Genomic DNA, 18,905 nt, shown 5'->3' with positions numbered 1-18,905 from the left:
TGTTCCCGTAGTCGGTACGAAACCGCGGAGACAGTTAAATGGTTTCTATTCGGTCGGCCGTGACGGTCCACCCACGGTCGGATTTCGAGGGGTTTATGAACACCCGAGGGGAACGTGTAACTGCATTCGAGGGCTCGTAGATCAGCGGTAGATCATCCCCCTGGCACGGGGAAGGCCCCGGGTTCAAATCCCGGCGAGTCCACTTCCTTCGGACCACTTCGTTCGCTCAGTCGTGGACTCGTCTCTCCGTGGGGTTCGCCCGCCGGACCGACGCCCCACCATCGATTACAGATTCACAGTATCCTGAAAGTCACCACTCTCTACATGAGAAGATATATAATCTCTCGTTGTAACGGTGACACGAAAAGCGCCCGCTGAACCACCCTCGTCCGAAACGCGACCGTCGAACGACCGATGCCCTCTACTCCGTCACTCCCCCTGCGAAGCCCGCCCCGACCACCCTCCGGTCCTCCCGCGGAGGTGCGCGTCCGATGAGTGCCGTCGGAACGCTCCGAGAGGCGCTCGCGTCGGTGTTTCTGACCCCGTTCGGAATCGTGGCGCTCGCCGCCGCGATTCCGATACTCCTGCTCTACCTTCTCAAGCCAGACCCGACTCGGGTCACGTTTCCCGCGGTCGAGTTCCTGCTGGGCGACACCGACGAGCAGCGCCGACACCCAGCGCTCCGGCGACTCCAGCGGAGCGGACTCCTCGCGATTCAGTTGCTCGCGGTCGCGGCGTTCGCCATCTCGCTCGCATCGCCGTACGTTCCGGTGTCCGAGGAGCGCGCGGTCGAGGAGACGGTCGTCGTGGTCGATGCGAGCGCGAGCATGGCGACGCAGGCCGACGGAACCACGCGGTTCGACCGGGCGGTGGCGGCCGCGAAGGACGACGCGACCGACCGGACCTCCGTGGTCGTCGCGGGTCCCGAGACCGCGGTCCGCGCGCAGGGCGTACCCGCGCCCGAGGCGCGGTCGGCGCTCGACGACCTCCGCGTGACCGGAGCGAGTGGTGACCTCGCGAGCGCAATCGACCGGGGCGCAACTATCGCGGGCGACGACGCCCGGATCGTGGTCGCGAGCGACTTCGCCGACGACGGGTGGACGACCGCGGTGTCGGCCGCGCGAGCGCGAGGCCACGCGGTCGAACTCCGGCAGTTCGACGAGGGCGGGTCGGACAACGTCGGCGTCGTGGACTACTCGTTCGACGCCGGGAGCGTCTCGGTCCAAGTGAAGAACTTCGGCGACTCGGCGGTCGAGCGCCGGGTCGAGTTCGGCAGCGAGTCCAAGTCGCTCGCGCTCGACCCCGGCGACGTGAAGACCGCGACCCTGCCCGTCCCGGCGGGCGGCGGCGACCTCCGACTGACGCCCGGCGACTCGTTCCCGGTGGACGACCGAGTGCCCGTCGCCGCCCCCGACGACCCGACCATCGACGTGCTCGTAGTGACCAACGACGAGAACCGCGCGCTCACCACGGCGCTGTCGGTGATTCGCGGGACCGACGTGACGGTGAAGAATCCGCCCGCGTCGGTGTCGGGGTCCTATGACGTGGTCGTCTTCAGCGGAGTCGAACCCGGCCGCCTCCTCGACGGGACGCGACAGGTGGCCCGCGAGACGCTCTCGCGGGGCGGCGGCGTGGTCGTGCAGGCTCAGCCGAACCTCTCGGCGGTCGAGTACGGCGGCCTGCTCCCGGTCGAACCCGAGGGGACGGCCGAGAACCCGGCGGTGGGCCAACCCGCGGACTCCCCGCTGACCGCGGGCGTGGCGTTCCCGGCCCCGTCGTCGTACGTCGAGGCGGAACTCCGAGACGGTCGCGCGCTCCTCGAAACCACGAACGGCACGCCCCTGCTCGCCACCGCGAGCGTCGACGACGGAAAGGTCCTCTACTACGGCTACTCCACCGACGACTCGACGTTCGAGCGAAACTACCGGTACCCCGTCTTCTGGAAGCGCGCAATCTACGACTTGACCGGGAGACAGCCCCTCTCGGAGCGAAACAGGGCGACGGGCGAGCGCGTCCGGTTCGCGGGGAACGCGAGCGACGGTGAGGCGACCGTCGAGACTCCGGCCGGACGCCGGGAAGCGGGAACGCTCACGCTCGGGCACGTCGGCTTCTACGAGGGCGCGGGCGAGCGATACGCCGCGTCGCTGGCCGACGCCGACGAGTCGAACGTGACCGCGGCCTCCGCGACGGAGGCCGCGGGCGCGACCGGCGGAGAGGGCACGTCGAACGAGCGAACCGAATCGCGCACGGTACCGCTCGACCTGACCGGTCTCGCGGCGGGCGGGGTCGCGGCCCTCGTCCTGCTCGAACTGGGCTTCCTGCGCTACCGGGGTGACCTCTGATGGACGTGCCCGGTCTCGCCGCGTCGGTCGAGTTCGCGCGCCCGGTCGTTCTGTTCGCGCTCCCGGTCGCCGCAGTCGTCGTCTTCGCGCTCGTCGTCCGGCGGGCGAGCGGCGGTGCGAGTCGCCGCGAGCGACTCGCGCTCACGGCGACTCGACTCCTCGTGGTCGGCTGTCTCGTGGTCGCGGCCGCCGGACCGACCACCGTGACGACCGCGACCACCGCGGGCGACTCGCAGGTCACGATGGTTACCGACGAGTCTGCGAGCATGGAGGTGTACCCCTCGACCGCCGACGACCTCGAAGCCGCCATCGAGGACGAGGGAGTCGCGGTCGAGCGCGTCCGGGCGGCCTCCGGGAATCGGTCGCGAGTCGGCGAGGGAGTGGTCGCGGGCCTGCGACCTAACGGGAGCGTGCTGGTCGTCTCGGACGGACAGGTGACCGACGGAGCGTCGCTCGACCGGGCCGCCGACCTCGCGGCGTCGATGAACGCGACCGTCAACCGCGTCGAACTGACCCCGAACCGGTCGGACGCGCGGGTCGCCGTCACCGGACCGGAGAAGGCGTCGGTCGGCGTCGAGAATCAGTTCGCGGTCCGGGTGGCCGGAATCGAGGAGGTGCCCGCCGACGCCGAGGTGTCGGTCTCCGTCGATGGCTCGGAAATCGAGTCCCGAGGGGTTCCCGACGACGGAGCGTTCACCGTATCGCACAACTTCTCGTCGGTCGGTTCCCATCGGGTCACCGCTCGACTTTCCGGCGACGACGCGTTCGCCGTCAACGACGTGTCCCGGAAGACGGTGCAGGTGGTCGAACAGCCCGAGATACTCTACGTCAGCCGGGGCGATTACCCGATGGAAGGCTACCTCCGCGAACTCTACGACGTGACCCGCGCCGAGTCGGTTCCCGCGGACCTCGACGACTACTACGCGGTCGTCGTGCAGGACGTGGCCGCCTCGGACCTCGGGGATGTCGGCGCGCTACAGGACCACGTCATCGAGGGCGGCGGTCTCGCGGTCGTCGGCGGCGAGAACGCCTACGAGAACGGCGGCTACGAGAACTCCCGGCTGTCGTCGCTCCTCCCGGTCCGGACCGGCGGTTCGACCGGCCAGCAGTCGCGCATCGCGCTCGCGGTGGACGTGTCGGGAAGCGCCGAATCGGGGATGGCGGCCCAGAAATCGCTCGCGCTCGACGTTCTCGGACAGTTGGGCGACCGAAACGAGGTCGGTCTCGTCGCGTTCAATCAGGACGCCTACCGCGTGGCCGACCCCGCGAGACTCGGCGACTCCAGAGCCGACCTGAAGCGGCAGATTCGGAGCCTCGAAAGCGGCGGCGGCACCGACATCTCGGCCGGACTCCTCGGCGCGTCCCAAGCGCTCGGCGACGAGGGCGGCACCGTGGTCCTGCTCAGTGACGGCCGGGACGACCGAGACACCGCGTTCTCGGCGGCCGACAGACTCGCCGAGCGCGACGTGCGCGTCGTGACCGTCGGCGTCGGCAACGTCAAGGCGGGCGTCCTCCGCGGGGTGGCCGAGCGAACCGGCGGGTCGTTCCTCCCGGCCGACGAGACGAACCGGCTCAGAGTCGAGTTCGGCGGGCCGGACCGCCAGTACAGCGGCGACAGCGCGGTCGTGGTGGACGACGGCCACTTCGTCACGCGGGGCGTCGAACCCACGGCCGAACTCCCCGGCGCGAACGAGGTCGGCGTCAGGGAGGGCGCGGACCTGCTGGTCTCGACCGGCTACGGCGCGCCCGCGCTCTCGACGTGGCGGTTCGGTCTCGGGCGAGTCGCGGCCGTCACCGCCTACGGGGCCGACGGGAGCCTCGGCGACCTCCGCGAGCGCCCGAACTCGCTGTTGCTCTCGCGGTCGGTGAACTGGGCCATCGGCGACCCCCAGCGCAAGGCGACGGGGATCGTGGCCGCGCCCGACACCCGCGCGGGCGAGGCGACGACCGTGGCGTACGCCGGAGACGAGCGCCCCGACGCCGAGGACCTGTCGTTCTCCGAAGTCGGGCCGGGGCGCTACGAGGCCCGGACGGTCCCGGCCGAACCGGGCTACTACGACGCGCTCGACGCCGAGTACGCCGCCGACTACCCGGCCGAGTACGCAGAACTTGGCGTCTCGTCGGACCTCGAACGCGCCGTGGACCGAACCGACGGCCGGGCGTTCGCGCCCGACCAGTCGGACGCCATCGCGTCGGCGGTCACGCGACAGACCACCCACCGCCAGCGAGTCGAGCAATCGTGGGACTGGGCGGTGCTAGTCGCCGGTCTCGCGGTCTACGTCGGCGAAGTCTGCGTTCGGCGACTCCGTCGCCGCCACAAACAGGACGTGATACCGTGAGCTACCTCGGAACCACCATCAACGTCGCGGTCGCACTGCTCGTCGGACTGTCGTCGCTCGGTCTGGTCGGGACGACGCTGTACTATCAGGAGTCGGTCGAGGACGTTCGCTCCGAGAATCAGAATCTCGCCGACCGGAACGACGAACTCCAGTCCCAACTCGACCAGAAGCGCCAGCGAATCGACGACGCGAACCGAACCCTCCGGGAACTCAACGAGACGCTCGAAACCCGGCGGTCGGACGTGGCGACGGTTTCGGACCGACTCAGGGAGACCGAGTCACGACTCAACGCCACCCGCGACGAACTCAATCGAACCGAGCGCGACCTCGACCGGGCGAACGACCGAGTCGAGTCGCTTCGCGCGGAGGTCTCGGAGTTGGAGGACCGGCGCGACGAACTCGAAGCCGAGAAACAGCGACTCGAAACCGACCTCGAAGACGCCCAGGCGCTCTCGGACGAACTCAACGAGACGCTGGAGACGCGCACCGACCTGCTCGAAACCCGGAACGAGACGCTCGACAGGCGCGACGACCTGCTCAACAGCCGAAACCGGACCCTCGACCGGAAGAACGTCACCATCAGGGACCTCCGAGAGGAGAACGACCGCCTCCGCGAGCGCATCGACGAACTGGAGGACGAGTCGAATGAGTGAGGACGCGACCGACGACCGGACCCCGCCGGACAACCGTGACGACGTTCGCGCCGCGCTCGCCGAAATCCGGCGCGAGACCCGGAAAGCCGCGTTCGTCTACGCCAGCCTCGACGCGGCGTGTGTCGTGCTCGCGGCGTACCTCGCGGTCGGCGTTACCGGGGTTCCGCTCCTCGACGTCGAACTCGCCCCCGCGACGTTCGACTCGCTTCCCGTCCCCGGACCGGACGTGGGGGCGCTCGCGGCCGTCCTGGCGGGCGTCTCGGCGTTCGTCGCGGAGTACGTCGTCCGGACCCGCCGCCCGGTCGCAGAGCAGTTCGAGGACGCGAACCCGGAGGTGCGCGAGGCGCTCCGGACCGCGCGGGACGCTGCCGACGCCGACCGCGCGAACCCGATGGCCCAAGCCCTCTACGCAGACGTGCTGTACCGCCTCCGAAACGCCTCCAGCCTCGGCCTGCTGGACGCCACGCGACTCGGCGTGACGCTCGTCTTCGCGCTCGCGCTGAGTCTGGCGGCCGTCCAGACCGCGGTCGTCGGCGTCGATATCGGCGTCTCGACCGCCGGCTCGTCCGGTGGCGTCGGCGACCGCGCGGTTCAGGCGGAGTCGGACGAGAACCGCTCGTCCGTCGAACTCCGGAACGGGTCGGAGGTGTTGGGCGAGGAGACGAACGTCTCGGCCGGGTCCGAGAACGTGACCGCGTCGGTCGGGAGCAGTCCCGGCGGCGAGGGCGACGAGTCGGCGAACTACGACCGCGATACCGACGGTGACGGCGCGGGCGTCGAAGCCGAGCGCGCCGGATTCGCCTCGCCCGAGCGCGTCGAGGACGCCGACCTCGTCCAGCGATACGCCCGAGAACTCGACGGGAACTCTACAGATGACTGAGAGAAACCCATCCATCGACGACGTGACGAACCGCATTCAGGCCATCCGCTCGGAGATTCGACGCCGCATCGTCGGCCAAGAGCGCGTGGTGGACCACGTGCTGGCGTGCCTGCTGTGCGACGGCAACGCCCTGCTCGAAAGCACGCCGGGTCTCGGCAAGACCCTGCTCGTTCGCACGCTCGCGGAGGTGACCGACCTCTCGTTTTCGCGCATCCAGAACACCCCCGACCTGATGCCCTCCGACGTCATCGGAACCGAGATGGTCCGGGAAACCGACGCGGGCCGGACGTTCACCTTCGAGAAGGGGCCGGTGTTCGCGAATCTCGTCCTCTCGGACGAAATCAACCGCGCGACGCCCAAGACTCAATCGGCCCTGCTCGAAGCGATGGAGGAAGGGCAGGTCACGGCTGGAAACGAGACGTACGACCTTCCCGAACCGTTCTTCGTCCTCGCCACGCAGAACCCAATCGACCAAGAAGGGACCTACCCGCTCCCGGAGGCCCAGTCCGACCGCTTCCTGCTGAAAGTGGTCGTGGACTACCCGCCGGAGGCGGCCGAGCGCGAAATCGTGGACCGGTACACCCGCGACGTGGACGCGAGCGTGCCGGTCGAAAAGCGGGTCTCGACCGGCGAACTCCGCCAGATGCAACGGCTCACCCATCAGGTCCCCATCGCCGACGACCTCCGGGACCTCGCGGTCGGCGTGGTCCGAGACACCCGGACCGCCGACGACCTCGAATACGGCGCGAGTCCCCGAGCGAGCATGTCGCTCGTCCGGGCCGCGAAGGCGCGGGCGCTCATCGAGGGCCGGACCCACGTCAGCGCCGCCGACGTGACCGCGATGGCCCCGCCGGTTCTCCGTCACCGCGTCGTGGTCGATTTCCGGGCCGAGCGCGAGGGCCTGACGCCCGACGACGTTATTCAGACGCTCGTCGAGGACCGATGATAACCCCGGAGTTCCTCGCGGAACTCGACCGGTTCGACGACGCGCGCGACCGCCGGGCGCGCTCCCAGCAACAGGGCGAGCGCACGACCGACGCCGTGGGCGAGGGCCTGACGTTCGCCGACTACCGGCGGTACGAACCCGGCGACGAACCCCGGTTCATCGACTGGAATCTCTACGCCCGGACCGACGAACTCTACGTCAAGCAGTTCGAGGCCGAGCGCAACTTCACGGTCCACGTGCTGGTGGACGCGAGCGCGTCGATGGACTTCGGCGAGGACGACGCTCATAAGTTCGAGTACGCCGCGAAACTGGGCCTCGGCTTCGCGTACCTGACCGCGCGCGAGCACAACGACTTCCGGTTCGCGACGTTCGACTCGACCGCCGAGCGACTCGACCGCGGGCGGTCGAACCGCGGCGAAGTGATGGGGCTGGTCGAGCAGTGCAACGCGGTCGACCCCGACGGCGAAGCCGCGTTCGACGCGGCGCTCACCGACTACGCCGCGACCATCCGTTCGAAGGCGCTCGTCGTGGTGTGCAGCGACTTCCTGGCCGACACCGACGCCATCGACGCCGGACTCGAAGCCCTCGCGTCGAATCAGGTCGTCCTCGCGCACGTGGTCGCGCCCGGCGAGCGCGACCTGCCGACCGCCGGGGACACCGTGTTCGAGGCGCTCGAATCCGACGAGTCGGTCCGAGCGCACGTCGGGTCTCGGCTCGAACGGAGCTATCGCGACCGCTTCGCCGACCACGCCGACGCGGTCGAGGGGGTCGCGCGCGACCTCAGAGCGCGCTACGAGCGGGTCGAGACCGACACGCCGTTCTTCGACTCGTTCGGCGACCTCTGGTTCGAGTGAGACTGTCGGCTGTACTTCTTCGAACGGCCGATTGCGGATACGAGGAGTTCGAGCGTTAAAACGAGCGGTTTCGGACACGGGTATTCACGTACGTACAGCCGACAGTATGAGCGAACCGGCGCAGTCGCTCGACGGAGGACGACTCGGAGTACGCGACGGCTCGGCGTCGGTTCACGACGTGGAGTTCGCTCTCTCGCCCCCGATGTCGTAGAACAACGCCTCGAAGTCCTCGCTGGAGAACTCGGCGAGCGCGGACTCCATCTCGCGTTCGAGTTTCGTCTCCCGGGTTTCGAGTCGGCGGTACTCGTCGTTTCGCTCCAGTTCCGCCGCGGGCTTGTGCGTTTCGAGCGCCACTCGCTTCGAGACGAGCGTGAAGTAGTCCAGAAGCCGGTCGGTGTACTGGCTTCGACGGAGGAGCGCTTCGACGATTTGCCGGATGTCGTCCTTGAGAACCGGCTTGACGGCGTACTCGTCGAACCCCATCTCGAAGATGTCGTAGTCGGGTTCGAGCGCCGTGAGCATCGCGACCCGGACATCGTACCCCCGACTTCGAATCTCGTCGAGCACCTCGTCGCCCGTCATCTCGGGCATTCGCCGGTCGAGGAGAACGGCGTCGATATTGGCTTCGAGTTCGTCGAGCGCCTCGCTGCCCGAGAGTGCGATTCGAACGTCGTAGCTGTCGCGCAGCCAACACGCGTAGGTCTCGGCGAGTTCCGCTTCGTCTTCGACGACAAGCACTGTTGACACGGCTACACCTTGGTTACACTGCTCGGGATAACCTACTTTAAGCTGACGGTAACGGTTAGCGGTTCGACAGCAATTCGCAGGGCCGTTGGTCGATTTCCGGCCGCAAACGCCGACTCATACTGTCGGCTGTAACTACGCGGAAATCACCGCTGGGGATTGAGCGTTTCCTCGGCTCCACTCCCCTCTTCTACGCACCCCTATTCGAAGAATTACAGCCGACAGTATCAGAAGTCGGCGTTCGAGAGCCAGTCGTGCGCGGCCGCCACGAACCACGCCATCCAAATCGCGAACGCCGCGAGCCACGCGCCGTACTCGGCGACGGGGTGGGCGACGAGGTGGGCGACGACGAGAATCGCCGCGACTGCGAGGGCGGCGGCGAGCGTTCGATACAGACCGACCGAGCGAGCGCGCATCGCTCGACTCGTACGCGGGCGGGACACATTACGCTCGGGGTGGTCACTACTGACGCGGTGGTCGCAGTCGTAGCCAGCACCGTGTGTGCGACCGGGGGCCGCTCACCCGCGAACCAGGACGCGACCGCTCGAAAACACTGTGACCTCGTACACGTCGTACGGGAACGAGACTCGCACGTCGTCGCGGAGGTCGCCGTACCGTCGGGGCTGAAATAGGAGTTGGAGGGCGTCACAGTCCACGACGGAACTCAACGGCGTCATTCGCTCCGGCGAGGTCTCCACGACGTTCGACAGCGCCAGCGCGACGGCCGTACACACCTCGCCGTCGAGCAGGTAGTCGCTGATGTCGAAGACGTAGGTCGAACTGGTGTCGCCGTTCTCGGAGGCGACTTCTATCTCGACTGGGTCGATAGTGAAACTCGGCATGCTACAATCGGTTACTACGCGATTTCAGGGTGGGACGTACATAGCCTTTCCGGCGACGGCGGAAAACCCCTCGACTGCGAAGGGTTTTCTCGAAATCCCGGTCCTCGATGGCCGCTACACTTCGGGTTCGCCCACTACATCGACTCCCGTCCCGAAACGACACCGACCGCCACCTCGAAATCAAACATTTCTTAGATGTGGCGGATTGGTTTATAAGACCGGGGTTCGATGGGCCGGTATGTCCCGGTCGCCGACTCCGACACGCGGAAATCGAACGGCGAGCGTGCGGGTGCGCGGCCAGTCCGAAGTGCTCAGCGTCGTCCTCCTCCTCGGCATCACCATCGCGGGCACGGGTCTCATCGTGGCGTTCGGTTCGTCGGCGCTCGACGACTCGAAGCAGTCCTCGGAACTCGACAGCGCCGAACACGCGATGACCCAGTTGGACTCGAAACTGAGCCTCGTCGGTCTCGGCGACTCGACCTCCCAGACGGTTTCGCTCGGCGTGGATTCGACCACCCGCGTCGATGACGACACGGGGTGGATGCGAGTGGAGGTCGTGAACCGAACCGACGAGACGGTCGAGGCCGTCGTGCTGAACCGGACCCTCGGCGCGGTCGTCTACGAGAACGGCGAGACGACCGTCGCGTATCAGGGCGGCGGAGTCTGGCGGCGTAGCGACGCCGGAAGCGCGATGGTCTCGCCGCCGGAGTTCCACTATCGCGGGACGACGCTGACGCTCCCGCTCGTCGCGGTGAACGGCACCGAGAGGCTCGACGGGCGTGCCCATCTCGCGAAGGGCGACGACACCGACGCGAAGTACCCCGTCGCGGGCGACCCCGACCTGTCGAACCCGCTCGAAGACGGGAAAGTGAACGTCACCGTGGACAGCGCCTACTACGACGCGTGGGGCCGATTCTTCGAGGACCGAACCGGCGGAGAAGTGAGCTACGACCACGACCGCGAGCGCGTCACCATCACGCTGGTCGTGCCCGGCGAGACCAAGACCGTGACGAACGCGCTGGCGGGAACGACCGCCGACCGGATGACGATACAGGGCGCTGGCGGGTCGTCGTTCACCGACAGCTACAATTCGTCCGACGGGGCGTATTCGGGCGCTCCGGTCGAACCCTACAACGGGACCATCGTCACGAAGGGGAGCGTGACCCTGACCGGCGGCGCGGAGATTTACGGCGACCTCCGAGCCGGCGGCACCGCCGACCTCGGCGGTGGCGTCACCGTCCACGGTAATCTCTCCTACGGGGGTCCGCCACCCAACTGCAAGGGCGGCGGAGGCGACGACTGTCGAGACGTGACCGGCTGGGTGGCGGACAACGGGAGCGCGCCCGACATCTCGCCAATCGGCGACCTCGTCGATATCAAGGCCGAGACCTACCGCGACGGTTCGGCCAACGACAACGACGCGGTGACGGCGATAAACGAGACCACCGGTACGTGGAACGACTCCGAATCGACCCTGACGCTCCCGTCCGGGGCGTACTACCTCGAAAACGGCGACCTCGACGGCTCGCGAGACCTCACATTCGACACCTCTGACGGCGACGTCGTCCTCGTCGTGGACGACGAAATCGAGTGGAACGGCGCGAACGTGGACGTGACCGACCCCGAGGACGGCACCGTGAAGGTGTACACCACCGGCTCGGAGTTCCGCGTCATCGGCGGCGCGACGGTTGGCGACACCGACGGCCACGTATCGCCGTCGCTCCGGGTGTACGCCGGGCCGGGACTCGACGCCGAAATCGAGGGCGATTCGACCCTCGTCGGTCTCGTGTACGCCCCGGGAACCGACGCCCAATCGGGGTCGGTCACCGTCACCTCGCAGGCGGAACTCTACGGGGGAATCGTGGGCGGCGGCCAGACCCTCCTCCAATCCGGCGGGTCGGTCCACTTCGACCAGGCGCTCAGCAGCGTGGACCCGGTGGACGGCGAGGCGTCGAACGTCCCGCAGTTGACCTACCTCCACGTCAGCGTCAGCGAAGTCAACGTCACCCGCGGGTAGCGTTCCGTGCTCGCCGCGAAGAGCGTTCTGTGCCCCCGAGAGTCGTGTTCGCACACCGTCGTGGCTACCGCTCGATTTCGAGACCGACGACCGTCTCCGAGATGTACACGCGCTCGGTTTCGAACTCCGCGGAGACCACCTCCTCCGTCTCGTCGTACCGAGTGATATCGTACCCCTCCGATTCGAAGTAGCGTCTCCACGCGTCGGCCCGGACGGTCCTGACGGTCGCGTTCACTCGCAGTCCGCGACCGCTTCCGGACCGAATCCGTTCGGTGGCCTCGCGCGATTGAGCGTGAGCGACCAGCAGGACGGTCGCGTCGCCGCCGAGGCTGGTACGGTCGCCGCTCGGATACGTGACGAACCCCGGAATCAGCGCACGCTCCGGACCGCGTACCCACCCCGGGTCCGACAGCATCACTGACCCGCCGGGACCGGTTCGGAACACGGCTCCCGCGACCGCGACGATTCGCGTGTCGCCGTCGGTGTACGCCACCGGTCTGGGGTTCATCGTCGTCGTGTTGTTGAGTCGCGAACACCCGCCGACACAGCCGGTGCCGTTGGTCTGAATCGTTATCCGTGTCGAGTCCAGAAATTCGAGGGTACCGCCGGGGAGTTTGATTTCCGACGCCCGACTCGGTGCGCCCCCGGCGCGGATGTCGCGGAAGTTGTCGTCTACCACGTCGAACGCCCGCTCCATGTTCCGCAACTGCTCGTCGCGCTGGGCGTTCTGTAGCCCGTCGATGCCCGAGACGTACACCGCGCCGACCGACGCGGTCACGAGCGCGAACGCGAACACGAAGCCGAGGGTGTCGCTGACCGCCCGGTTCATCCGCGCTCGACCTCCAAATCGCCGTCGGCGGCGAGCGTTATTACGATGTCGCCGCCGCCGACTCGGGTCGTCTCGACCGTCGCGGACGTTCGAACCGGGACCCGGACGGTCGTCTCGGGCGTGTTGGTCTCCAGCAGGAGGCGTTCGCCCCCGTCGTCGATTTCGACGCTGTAGGTCGCTCCGGCGACCGAAGCGGGGAGGTCTGCCTCGACCCGGACTTCGGCGTCGGACCCGCCGACCGACGCGAGTCGGCCGGCGGCTTCGAGGTTCGCGGCGAGTCGGTTGCCGACGACCTCTAACTCGGCTTCGGCCGCCGACTCCCGGCGGTCCTCGACCACGTTTCCGGTGGCGAGGAGCAGGCCGGAGACGAGAAGCGTGGCGACGACGAGGTTCAGCGCGTAGTTGACCGTGACCGAGACGCCCCGTTCGTCGCTCCGGGGACGTCTGGTCATCGCGACTCACCGGGTGCGACCCTGAGTCTGTCAGCGAACGCGAGTCGGGCGCGCTCGTACCTGACCGAGAGTTCGAGTCCGTACACGGCGTCCACCACGTAGGGAGACGACCCCGGTGCGTCGAAGTTCGAACCGTCGATTTCGGCGTCTCCCGAGGTGTTGACCGTGAGGTCGTACGTCCCGACGGCCGCGCCGCCGTTCTCGTACCGGAGGTCGTACGACTCCCCGACCCCCTCACCGAACGCGAGCGCGGAGCACGACTCGCCGTTCACAGCACCCGCGGTGAGGTCGATGGTCGTCGTCTCCCCGGTGGCGTCCGAACAGACGCCCTCGGTCCAGTCGCCCTGACTCGCGTTCCGAACCGCGACGGTGACGCCGCCGTCGTCGTAGACCGCGGCGCGCCACCGGTCGTCGCCGTCGTCGGCGACCACGGTGAAGGCGTCGGCGGGCGACGACCCCGAGAGGTCGTCGTCTTCGACTGTCAGCGCGAAGCCCCGAACCTCCTCGACGTTTCCGGCGAGCGCCCACGACTCGCTCCCGTCGGCCGCGGTCATCTCGCGGTCGGTGTCGGTCTGTCGCACGAGGTCGCCCTCCCACGTCGTTTCGACGCGTAACTCCGCTATCGCGCCCGACGCGACCCGGTCGCGGGCGAGCAGGTCGGCGAGCCTCCGCACCCCCGACTCGACCGCGGCTTCGACCTCCGCGTCGCTGGCGTACTCGGCCGCGTTCTCGCGGTCCACGAGTCCGCCGACGCCCTCGATGGCGGCGTTTCGGTACTCGATGGCGTCGCGTTCGCCGACGCCCGTGTTCCGGGTGGCGAGATTCTCGGTGTAGATGACGGTGTTGAGCACGAGGACGAGCGCGACCATCGTGACCGCGATTGCTAACCCCGTGATGAGGATTATCTGGCCGCGGTCGTCTACATCCGCCATACGACCACCTCCACGCCGACGACGTTGAACACCGGACCGTCGGGGGCGGCATCGGGCGCGTAAAAGTCGCCCTCCGCGTCGGCCTCGCCGACGGTCGTGTCGTCGTCCGGACCCACCAGCGAATCGTCGTCGTACAGCACGACGGTTCGGGTCGCCGTCACGGCGTTGTCGCTCGGCGACCCCATGTACACCATCGTCTCGGTGCGCGAGCGATTGTCCGGGGTTCGGTACCGAACCCGGACGTTGTACGCGACGTGGGCGTCCCCGAACGTCTCGTCGAGCGCGTCGCCGAACGCGTTCGGCGGCCCGCGGTTGGCGAAGTACCCGCGGTCGGGCGACTCGACGAACGACTCCTCCGAGACGTTCCAGTGGACGAGCGCCTCGCGGAGCGTCCCGTTCTCGGCCTCGCTGGCGAGCAGTCCGCGAGCCATCTCTTGGTGCTGATTCTCGATGTGTTGGTTCGACGTGCTCGCGGTCAGTGGCGTGACCGCGGTCGCCTGCAGCGCGAAGATGACGCCGCTGACGACGACGAGTGCCGCGGTGAACGCCTCCAGCGTGTGTGCCTGTCCTCGGTCCATCTTACCACATCCTCACGAACAGCGTACTCTCCTCGTCTGCGAGCAGGACCACGCGACGCCCGACCGTGACGCTCCCCGATTCGGACGGGGCGGGTCCGGCGCGGAGTTTCTGCCCGGCGACCGACCGAACGCTCCCGTCTTCCTCGACGGTCACGTTGACGTTCGTCCCCGAACCGAGTCCGAGCGCGCCCGACAGGTCGGACGCGTCGGCGTCGAATCGGCAGTCGGCGGTGTCGCCGTCGGCGTCGAAGAACTCCGCGGTGCAGGTCGCGTCCAGCACGTCCGGCCGGTCGGGCGACCCGAGCAGGTCCCCGGTGAGTCCCGCGGCGGTCCGGTCGGCCGAGAGCGCGGCCGCGCCGTCGCCGCCGTCGAACGGTTCGAACAAGCCGGGGAGAAACCCCACCACGAACGCCACCGTCAGCAGGAAGACGCTCATCCCGACCACGAAATCGATGCTGGTCTGGCCGCGCTCGGTTCGGTGGTGGCTTCGGCCGGGGTCGATTCGGTGGTGATTCTGACTACTCATTGTTAGATGAAGATGAACGTCACGAGCGCGACGGTCGGGAGAACGACCGCGAACTTCACGCCCGACAGGAGCGAGGCGTCTCGGATGTAGCCCGCGACGAATCCAGAGAGGATGGCCTGTAGGGTCACGGCGTGGAAGAACAGCATCGACAGCAGATTCGTGTCCACGCCGTCGCTGAGTTGGGCCGCACCGCCGCCACCGCCCCCGGCCGCGCTCGCACCCGCGCCGCTACTTCCTGCGGCCTGCGAGGAGAGTCCCGCCATCACGTCGAGGAAGCGGACCTTCAGAATCGCCATCACCGCGAGCAGTGTGAGGTAGGTCATGATGATGATGACGACCTGCATCCGGGCGCGCGACCGGCGCTCGCGGTCGATGTCGTCCTGATTCTCGCTGGCCTGGGCCGCGGTCGTGAGGACCGCCGAAATCTGGCTGGAGGCCTCCTGGGCCTTGCTGACCAGCTTGACGGTACGGGCGAGTCGCGGGATGTGGTACCGATTGTTGAACTCGATGAGCGCGGGGCGCATCCCCATGCCGTACTCGACCTTGGCGTGAATCACGTCGAACTCGTCGGCCAGCTTTCCGGTGGAGGTGTCGGCGACGGTCCGAATCGATTCGAGCAGGGTCAGGCCGGTGTCGTTCGCGCTGGACAGCTTTCGGAGATTGTCCGAGAGTTTGTCGATGACCGTTCGACGCGACCGGACGTTCCACGAGTGGAACACCGCGAGCGGGAAGAACACGACGTAGATGGGGACGTAGACGTAGATGAACGTCCCCCAGACCGGATTCGAAATCATGCCGTCGAGGCTGCGCGGGGCCGCGCCCGACCAGACGGCGTTGCCGACCAGCACCAGCGCGGCGGGCACAGTGAGACCCAGCGTGAACAGCGGATTGTCCCGGAAGAAGACGTGCGGGCGCTTGAGGAGCGCCACCGTCTCGTAGGTGCCCTCGCGGCTCTTGATGCGGTCGAACACCGCGAAGTCGCCGACGTACTTCTCGACGAGTCCGAGGTGGAGCAGGCCCGCGCCGGTCCGGGCGGTGAGTCGCTCGCCGCCCGCCTCGGGGTCGAGATAGCCGTCGCCGGGGTCGTCCTGCTTGACCGTCGAGACGAGGACGAGGAAGCCGAGACCGGTCAGCGGGATGAGTCCGTAGACGGTGCCGTAGAGCAGCGACTGCTGGGCCTCGCCGAGCATCGACATGATGACGAGGATGATGATGAGCAACAGCGGGAACAGCGAGAGGGTCATGTACATCTCGCCGAACAGTTCGAGCGTCTCCAGGGTCATCTCCTGTTCCTGCTTGGCGGTCCGCATGTGCTTGTCCTTCTTGTCGTCGAGGAAGTCGCCCATGTCGCCGCCCGAACTCACGATAGAGAGCATGTCGGTCAGAAACTGGCCGAGTTCGTCGCTCGGGGTTTCGAGCGACCGCTGGCGGATGGCGGTCCGGTAGTCGGTGTCGAAGTACTCGGTCTCTTGGACGATTGACTGGAACTCTCTGGACACCTCGCCGTAGGTGTCGTCGGCCTTCGCCATCGCCTCCAGGATTTCGAGCTGATTCAGCCCGCCGACCGACAGCGCGTACATGAACGAGATGGCGTCGGGCAGGAGCATGTTTATCTCGCGCTTTCGCTCTCCCGCTCGGTAGTACGGAATCGCGGCGATAGTTCCAAACCCGATTCCCAGACCGATTGCGCCGAAGAACAGCCCGCTGACGACGATTAGCGCCGGGATTTTGAGCGTGTTGATGAGTACTAAGAGCGTCTCGTTGGGCACCGGTACGCCGATGAGAATCCCCACGTCCACGACGCCGGTGGCGAACAGGCCGTAACCGACGAGCGTGCCCAGAATCCAGAGGACGCCCCCGAGAATCGTCCCGATGGCGAGTCCCCGCGAGAGGTAGAGTTCCACCGTGTCGGCCATCCGAGCCTCCGCGAGCTTTCGCTCCACGTCGGCCACGAAGTCGCCGTCCTCGTCGAACAGGTACGCGAACAGAGGGTAGAACGCGTCGGCGAGCGAGTCGGCCGACCGCTTCGTCCCGGTCGAGGTGCCGTGGCTCATTCGTCGGCCTCCCGGTCGCGGTCGGCTTCGGCGTCCGACTGGTCCACTTCGCGATTTCCATCCTCACCGTCGAACGCGGCCTCGAAGCCGCCGAACGAGTCGTCGTCCCGTTCGGCGTCGTTCCTACTGTCGTCATCTCCGCCGTCGGCGTCCCCGTCGGTCTCGCCGTCGCGCTCGGCTTCGCTTCCGTCGCCGCGCTCGGCCTCACTTCCGTCGGGGAACCGCCCGAGTTCGCCGCCGTCCGCGGGGTCGCGCACGCCGTGGGCGAACTCCTCGGTCGAGCGCGGTGGGGCGCGGTCGGCGTCGTCTCGACCCCCAGAATCCGTCTCCCCTCTCGTGGGCGTCTCGGTCGGTTCGCTCGTGTCCGCGAGCGCGACCGCGAGGCCGTCCACGCTCGCGTCGGCCCCGCGGTACTCGTCGAACAGGCGGTCCTCGGCCTCCGCGAGGATGCCCTTCGCGAGGTCGTAGGTCTCCGAGTCGGGGTCGGGCCGGGGCACCATCTCCTCTTTCTTGGGGTCGATGTCGATGTGGACGCTCTCCATCTCCCGGAGGTCGGCCAAGCTCTCTTCGAGTCTGTCGTTCGCGACGAGCGTCAGGATTGTGTCGGGGTCGTTGATGAACGCCTGTGCGGTCGCCGCGACCTGCGTGTACTCGTTCAGGCCGTTCGTGATGAGGTACGCGAGGATGGCTCGGCGCTTGAGAATCTCGTCTTCGAGTCGCTCGGCGTCCCATCCGCGGTCGAACATGATGTCCTGCATCGTGGACGACCCCGGCACGCGCATGAACTCGTCGTCCTCGGCGCGCCACTGGAAGATGTCCTGGACGTTTATCTCGTCGTTCTCGGCGTTGTACTCGTTGATTTCGGTGAGCGACTTGTTCCGGCGTACCTTGCTCCCCTGCACGCGGGTCTGGGTCTGGATGGAGACCAAATCGAGCGCGGTAAAGAGGGTCTTCGAGACGTTGATGGGTTCGGTCGTGAACCGCTTGAGCACCTCGCCTACGGTGTCGGCGTGGAACGTGGTGTAGGTGGTGTGACCCGTGGACATGACCTGAAAGAGGGTGCGACCCTCCTCGCCCCGAATCTCGCCCATCACGATGTAGTCGGGGCGCTGGCGGAGCGCGGCCTCAAGTAAGTCGAACTCGTCCACGTCGCCCTTGTCGTCGTCCGAAAAGGAGGGCCGGGTCACGCTCGCAATCCAGTTGCGCTGTGGCAGTTCGACTTCGCGGGTGTCCTCGATGGAGACGATTTTCGTGTTCGACGGGATGAACAGCGAGACGGCGTTCAGGCTGGTGGTCTTCCCGGACGCCGTGCCCCCGGCGAAGATGAGCGACTTGTGGTTCTCGATGGCGAGCCAGAGGAACGCCATCTCCTCCAGCGAGAACGTGTTCCAGTTCACGAGGTCGATGGGCGTGAACGGCACGTCCTTGAACTGCCGGATGGTGTAGTTCGTCCCGTGGTCCGACACCTCCCGGCCGAGAGTTAGCTGGGCGCGCGAGCCGTCCGGGAGAGTCGCATCGACCTGCGGTTGGCGCTTCGAGATGCCCTTGCCCGACCGCTGGGCGAGTTTGACCACGAAGTCGTCCAACTCCGTCTTGCCGTGGAACACGTTCGTGATAATCTGCTCGTAGTCGGTGTGGTAGACGAACACGGGCGAGTCGTAGCCGTCCACCGAGATGTCCTCAACGTTGATGTCGTGTTTGATGGCGTCGATTCGCTCGTATCCCGTGAAATCGCGCGTGAGGTAGTAGAGTAGCTTCTCGACCTGATACTCCGAGAGCGTCTCGTCGTTCTCCTCAATCAGGACCGGCTCTGGCCGGGCCATGATGCCGTCGAGTCCGCCCGAGTCGTCGGGTTCGAGCGCCTCGATTTTGGCCTCGACAGCGGCCCGAATCTGGTCGCGAAGGCTCCCCCCGGCC

Annotated in this window: 16 protein-coding genes, 1 tRNA gene and 1 pseudogene; 8 read left to right on the top strand and 10 right to left on the bottom strand. The window is 67.3% G+C overall.

Annotated elements, in window-relative coordinates:
- Positions 1 to 130: 130 nt before the first annotated feature.
- The 7 genes from EKH81_RS11385 (at position 131) to EKH81_RS11355 (ending at position 8,014) form a co-directional block, all read left to right on the top strand.
- Positions 131 to 202 (top strand) — tRNA-Ala (locus EKH81_RS11385).
- A 289-nt stretch (positions 203 to 491) separates the two neighbouring features.
- On the top strand, positions 492 to 2,342 hold the full coding sequence (locus EKH81_RS11380; protein ID WP_132057575.1) for a vWA domain-containing protein: 1,851 nt from the start codon (positions 492 to 494) through the stop codon (positions 2,340 to 2,342).
- Complete coding sequence (locus EKH81_RS11375; RefSeq protein WP_132057574.1) at positions 2,342 to 4,681, top strand: VWA domain-containing protein; 2,340 nt, start codon at positions 2,342 to 2,344, stop codon at positions 4,679 to 4,681. Before EKH81_RS11380 ends, EKH81_RS11375 begins: the two co-directional genes overlap by 1 nt.
- Complete coding sequence (locus EKH81_RS11370; RefSeq protein ID WP_132057573.1) at positions 4,678 to 5,334, top strand: hypothetical protein; 657 nt, start codon at positions 4,678 to 4,680, stop codon at positions 5,332 to 5,334. Before EKH81_RS11375 ends, EKH81_RS11370 begins: the two co-directional genes overlap by 4 nt.
- Positions 5,327 to 6,214: a DUF7502 family protein gene (locus EKH81_RS11365; RefSeq protein ID WP_132057572.1), complete on the top strand. Its 888-nt coding sequence runs from the start codon at positions 5,327 to 5,329 to the stop codon at positions 6,212 to 6,214. Before EKH81_RS11370 ends, EKH81_RS11365 begins: the two co-directional genes overlap by 8 nt.
- Positions 6,207 to 7,160 (top strand): AAA family ATPase, encoded by a 954-nt coding sequence (locus EKH81_RS11360; RefSeq protein WP_132057571.1) that lies wholly within the window; start codon positions 6,207 to 6,209, stop codon positions 7,158 to 7,160. Before EKH81_RS11365 ends, EKH81_RS11360 begins: the two co-directional genes overlap by 8 nt.
- Positions 7,157 to 8,014 (top strand): DUF58 domain-containing protein, encoded by an 858-nt coding sequence (locus EKH81_RS11355; protein WP_132057570.1) that lies wholly within the window; start codon positions 7,157 to 7,159, stop codon positions 8,012 to 8,014. The genes EKH81_RS11360 and EKH81_RS11355 overlap by 4 nt, the downstream gene beginning before the upstream one ends.
- 171 nt (positions 8,015 to 8,185) lie before the next feature.
- On the opposite strand, the gene EKH81_RS11350 is transcribed toward EKH81_RS11355, so the two are convergent.
- The 3 genes from EKH81_RS11350 to EKH81_RS11340 all read right to left on the bottom strand — a co-directional run bounded on the left by EKH81_RS11350 (position 8,186) and on the right by EKH81_RS11340 (position 9,600).
- On the bottom strand, positions 8,186 to 8,761 hold the full coding sequence (locus EKH81_RS11350; RefSeq protein WP_132057569.1) for a HalX domain-containing protein: 576 nt from the start codon (positions 8,759 to 8,761) through the stop codon (positions 8,186 to 8,188).
- A gap of 224 nt (positions 8,762 to 8,985) precedes the next feature.
- Positions 8,986 to 9,174 (bottom strand): hypothetical protein, encoded by a 189-nt coding sequence (locus EKH81_RS11345; protein WP_132057568.1) that lies wholly within the window; start codon positions 9,172 to 9,174, stop codon positions 8,986 to 8,988.
- A gap of 102 nt (positions 9,175 to 9,276) precedes the next feature.
- Positions 9,277 to 9,600 (bottom strand): HalOD1 output domain-containing protein, encoded by a 324-nt coding sequence (locus EKH81_RS11340; protein WP_132057567.1) that lies wholly within the window; start codon positions 9,598 to 9,600, stop codon positions 9,277 to 9,279.
- 238 nt (positions 9,601 to 9,838) lie between these two features.
- Here EKH81_RS11340 and EKH81_RS11335 point away from each other — a divergent pair, with 238 nt between their 5' ends.
- Positions 9,839 to 11,617, top strand: a complete 1,779-nt coding sequence (locus tag EKH81_RS11335; protein ID WP_132057566.1) for a DUF7289 family protein — start codon at positions 9,839 to 9,841, stop codon at positions 11,615 to 11,617.
- 64 nt (positions 11,618 to 11,681) lie between these two features.
- On the opposite strand, the gene EKH81_RS11330 is transcribed toward EKH81_RS11335, so the two are convergent.
- The 7 genes and pseudogenes from EKH81_RS11330 to EKH81_RS19575 all read right to left on the bottom strand — a co-directional run.
- On the bottom strand, positions 11,682 to 12,446 hold the full coding sequence (locus tag EKH81_RS11330) for a DUF7289 family protein (protein ID WP_132057565.1): 765 nt from the start codon (positions 12,444 to 12,446) through the stop codon (positions 11,682 to 11,684).
- Positions 12,443 to 12,898 carry a DUF7266 family protein gene (locus tag EKH81_RS11325; RefSeq protein WP_132057564.1) on the bottom strand — a complete coding sequence of 152 codons (456 nt, stop codon included), beginning with the start codon at positions 12,896 to 12,898 and terminating at the stop codon, positions 12,443 to 12,445. The genes EKH81_RS11330 and EKH81_RS11325 overlap by 4 nt, the downstream gene beginning before the upstream one ends.
- Positions 12,895 to 13,830 carry a DUF7261 family protein gene (locus tag EKH81_RS11320; protein ID WP_132057563.1) on the bottom strand — a complete coding sequence of 312 codons (936 nt, stop codon included), beginning with the start codon at positions 13,828 to 13,830 and terminating at the stop codon, positions 12,895 to 12,897. The genes EKH81_RS11325 and EKH81_RS11320 overlap by 4 nt, the downstream gene beginning before the upstream one ends.
- Positions 13,818 to 14,408, bottom strand: a complete 591-nt coding sequence (locus EKH81_RS11315; RefSeq protein WP_132057562.1) for a DUF7288 family protein — start codon at positions 14,406 to 14,408, stop codon at positions 13,818 to 13,820. The genes EKH81_RS11320 and EKH81_RS11315 overlap by 13 nt, the downstream gene beginning before the upstream one ends.
- 1 nt (position 14,409) lies before the next feature.
- Positions 14,410 to 14,934, bottom strand: coding sequence for a DUF7287 family protein (locus EKH81_RS11310; RefSeq protein WP_132057561.1), 525 nt, complete (start codon positions 14,932 to 14,934; stop codon positions 14,410 to 14,412).
- Between the two features lie 2 nt (positions 14,935 to 14,936).
- Positions 14,937 to 16,988: a type II secretion system F family protein gene (locus tag EKH81_RS11305; protein ID WP_132057560.1), complete on the bottom strand. Its 2,052-nt coding sequence runs from the start codon at positions 16,986 to 16,988 to the stop codon at positions 14,937 to 14,939.
- Positions 16,985 to 18,829, bottom strand: a pseudogene (locus tag EKH81_RS19575) (type II/IV secretion system ATPase subunit); the annotation flags it as partial. The pseudogene EKH81_RS19575 and the gene EKH81_RS11305, both read right to left, overlap by 4 nt.
- Between the last annotated feature and the right edge of the window lie 76 nt (positions 18,830 to 18,905).

The organism is Halorussus amylolyticus (genome assembly GCF_004143485.2).
In the GTDB taxonomy this organism is placed as follows: domain Archaea; phylum Halobacteriota; class Halobacteria; order Halobacteriales; family Haladaptataceae; genus Halorussus; species Halorussus amylolyticus.
This window is presented reverse-complemented; position numbering and strand designations above follow the sequence as displayed.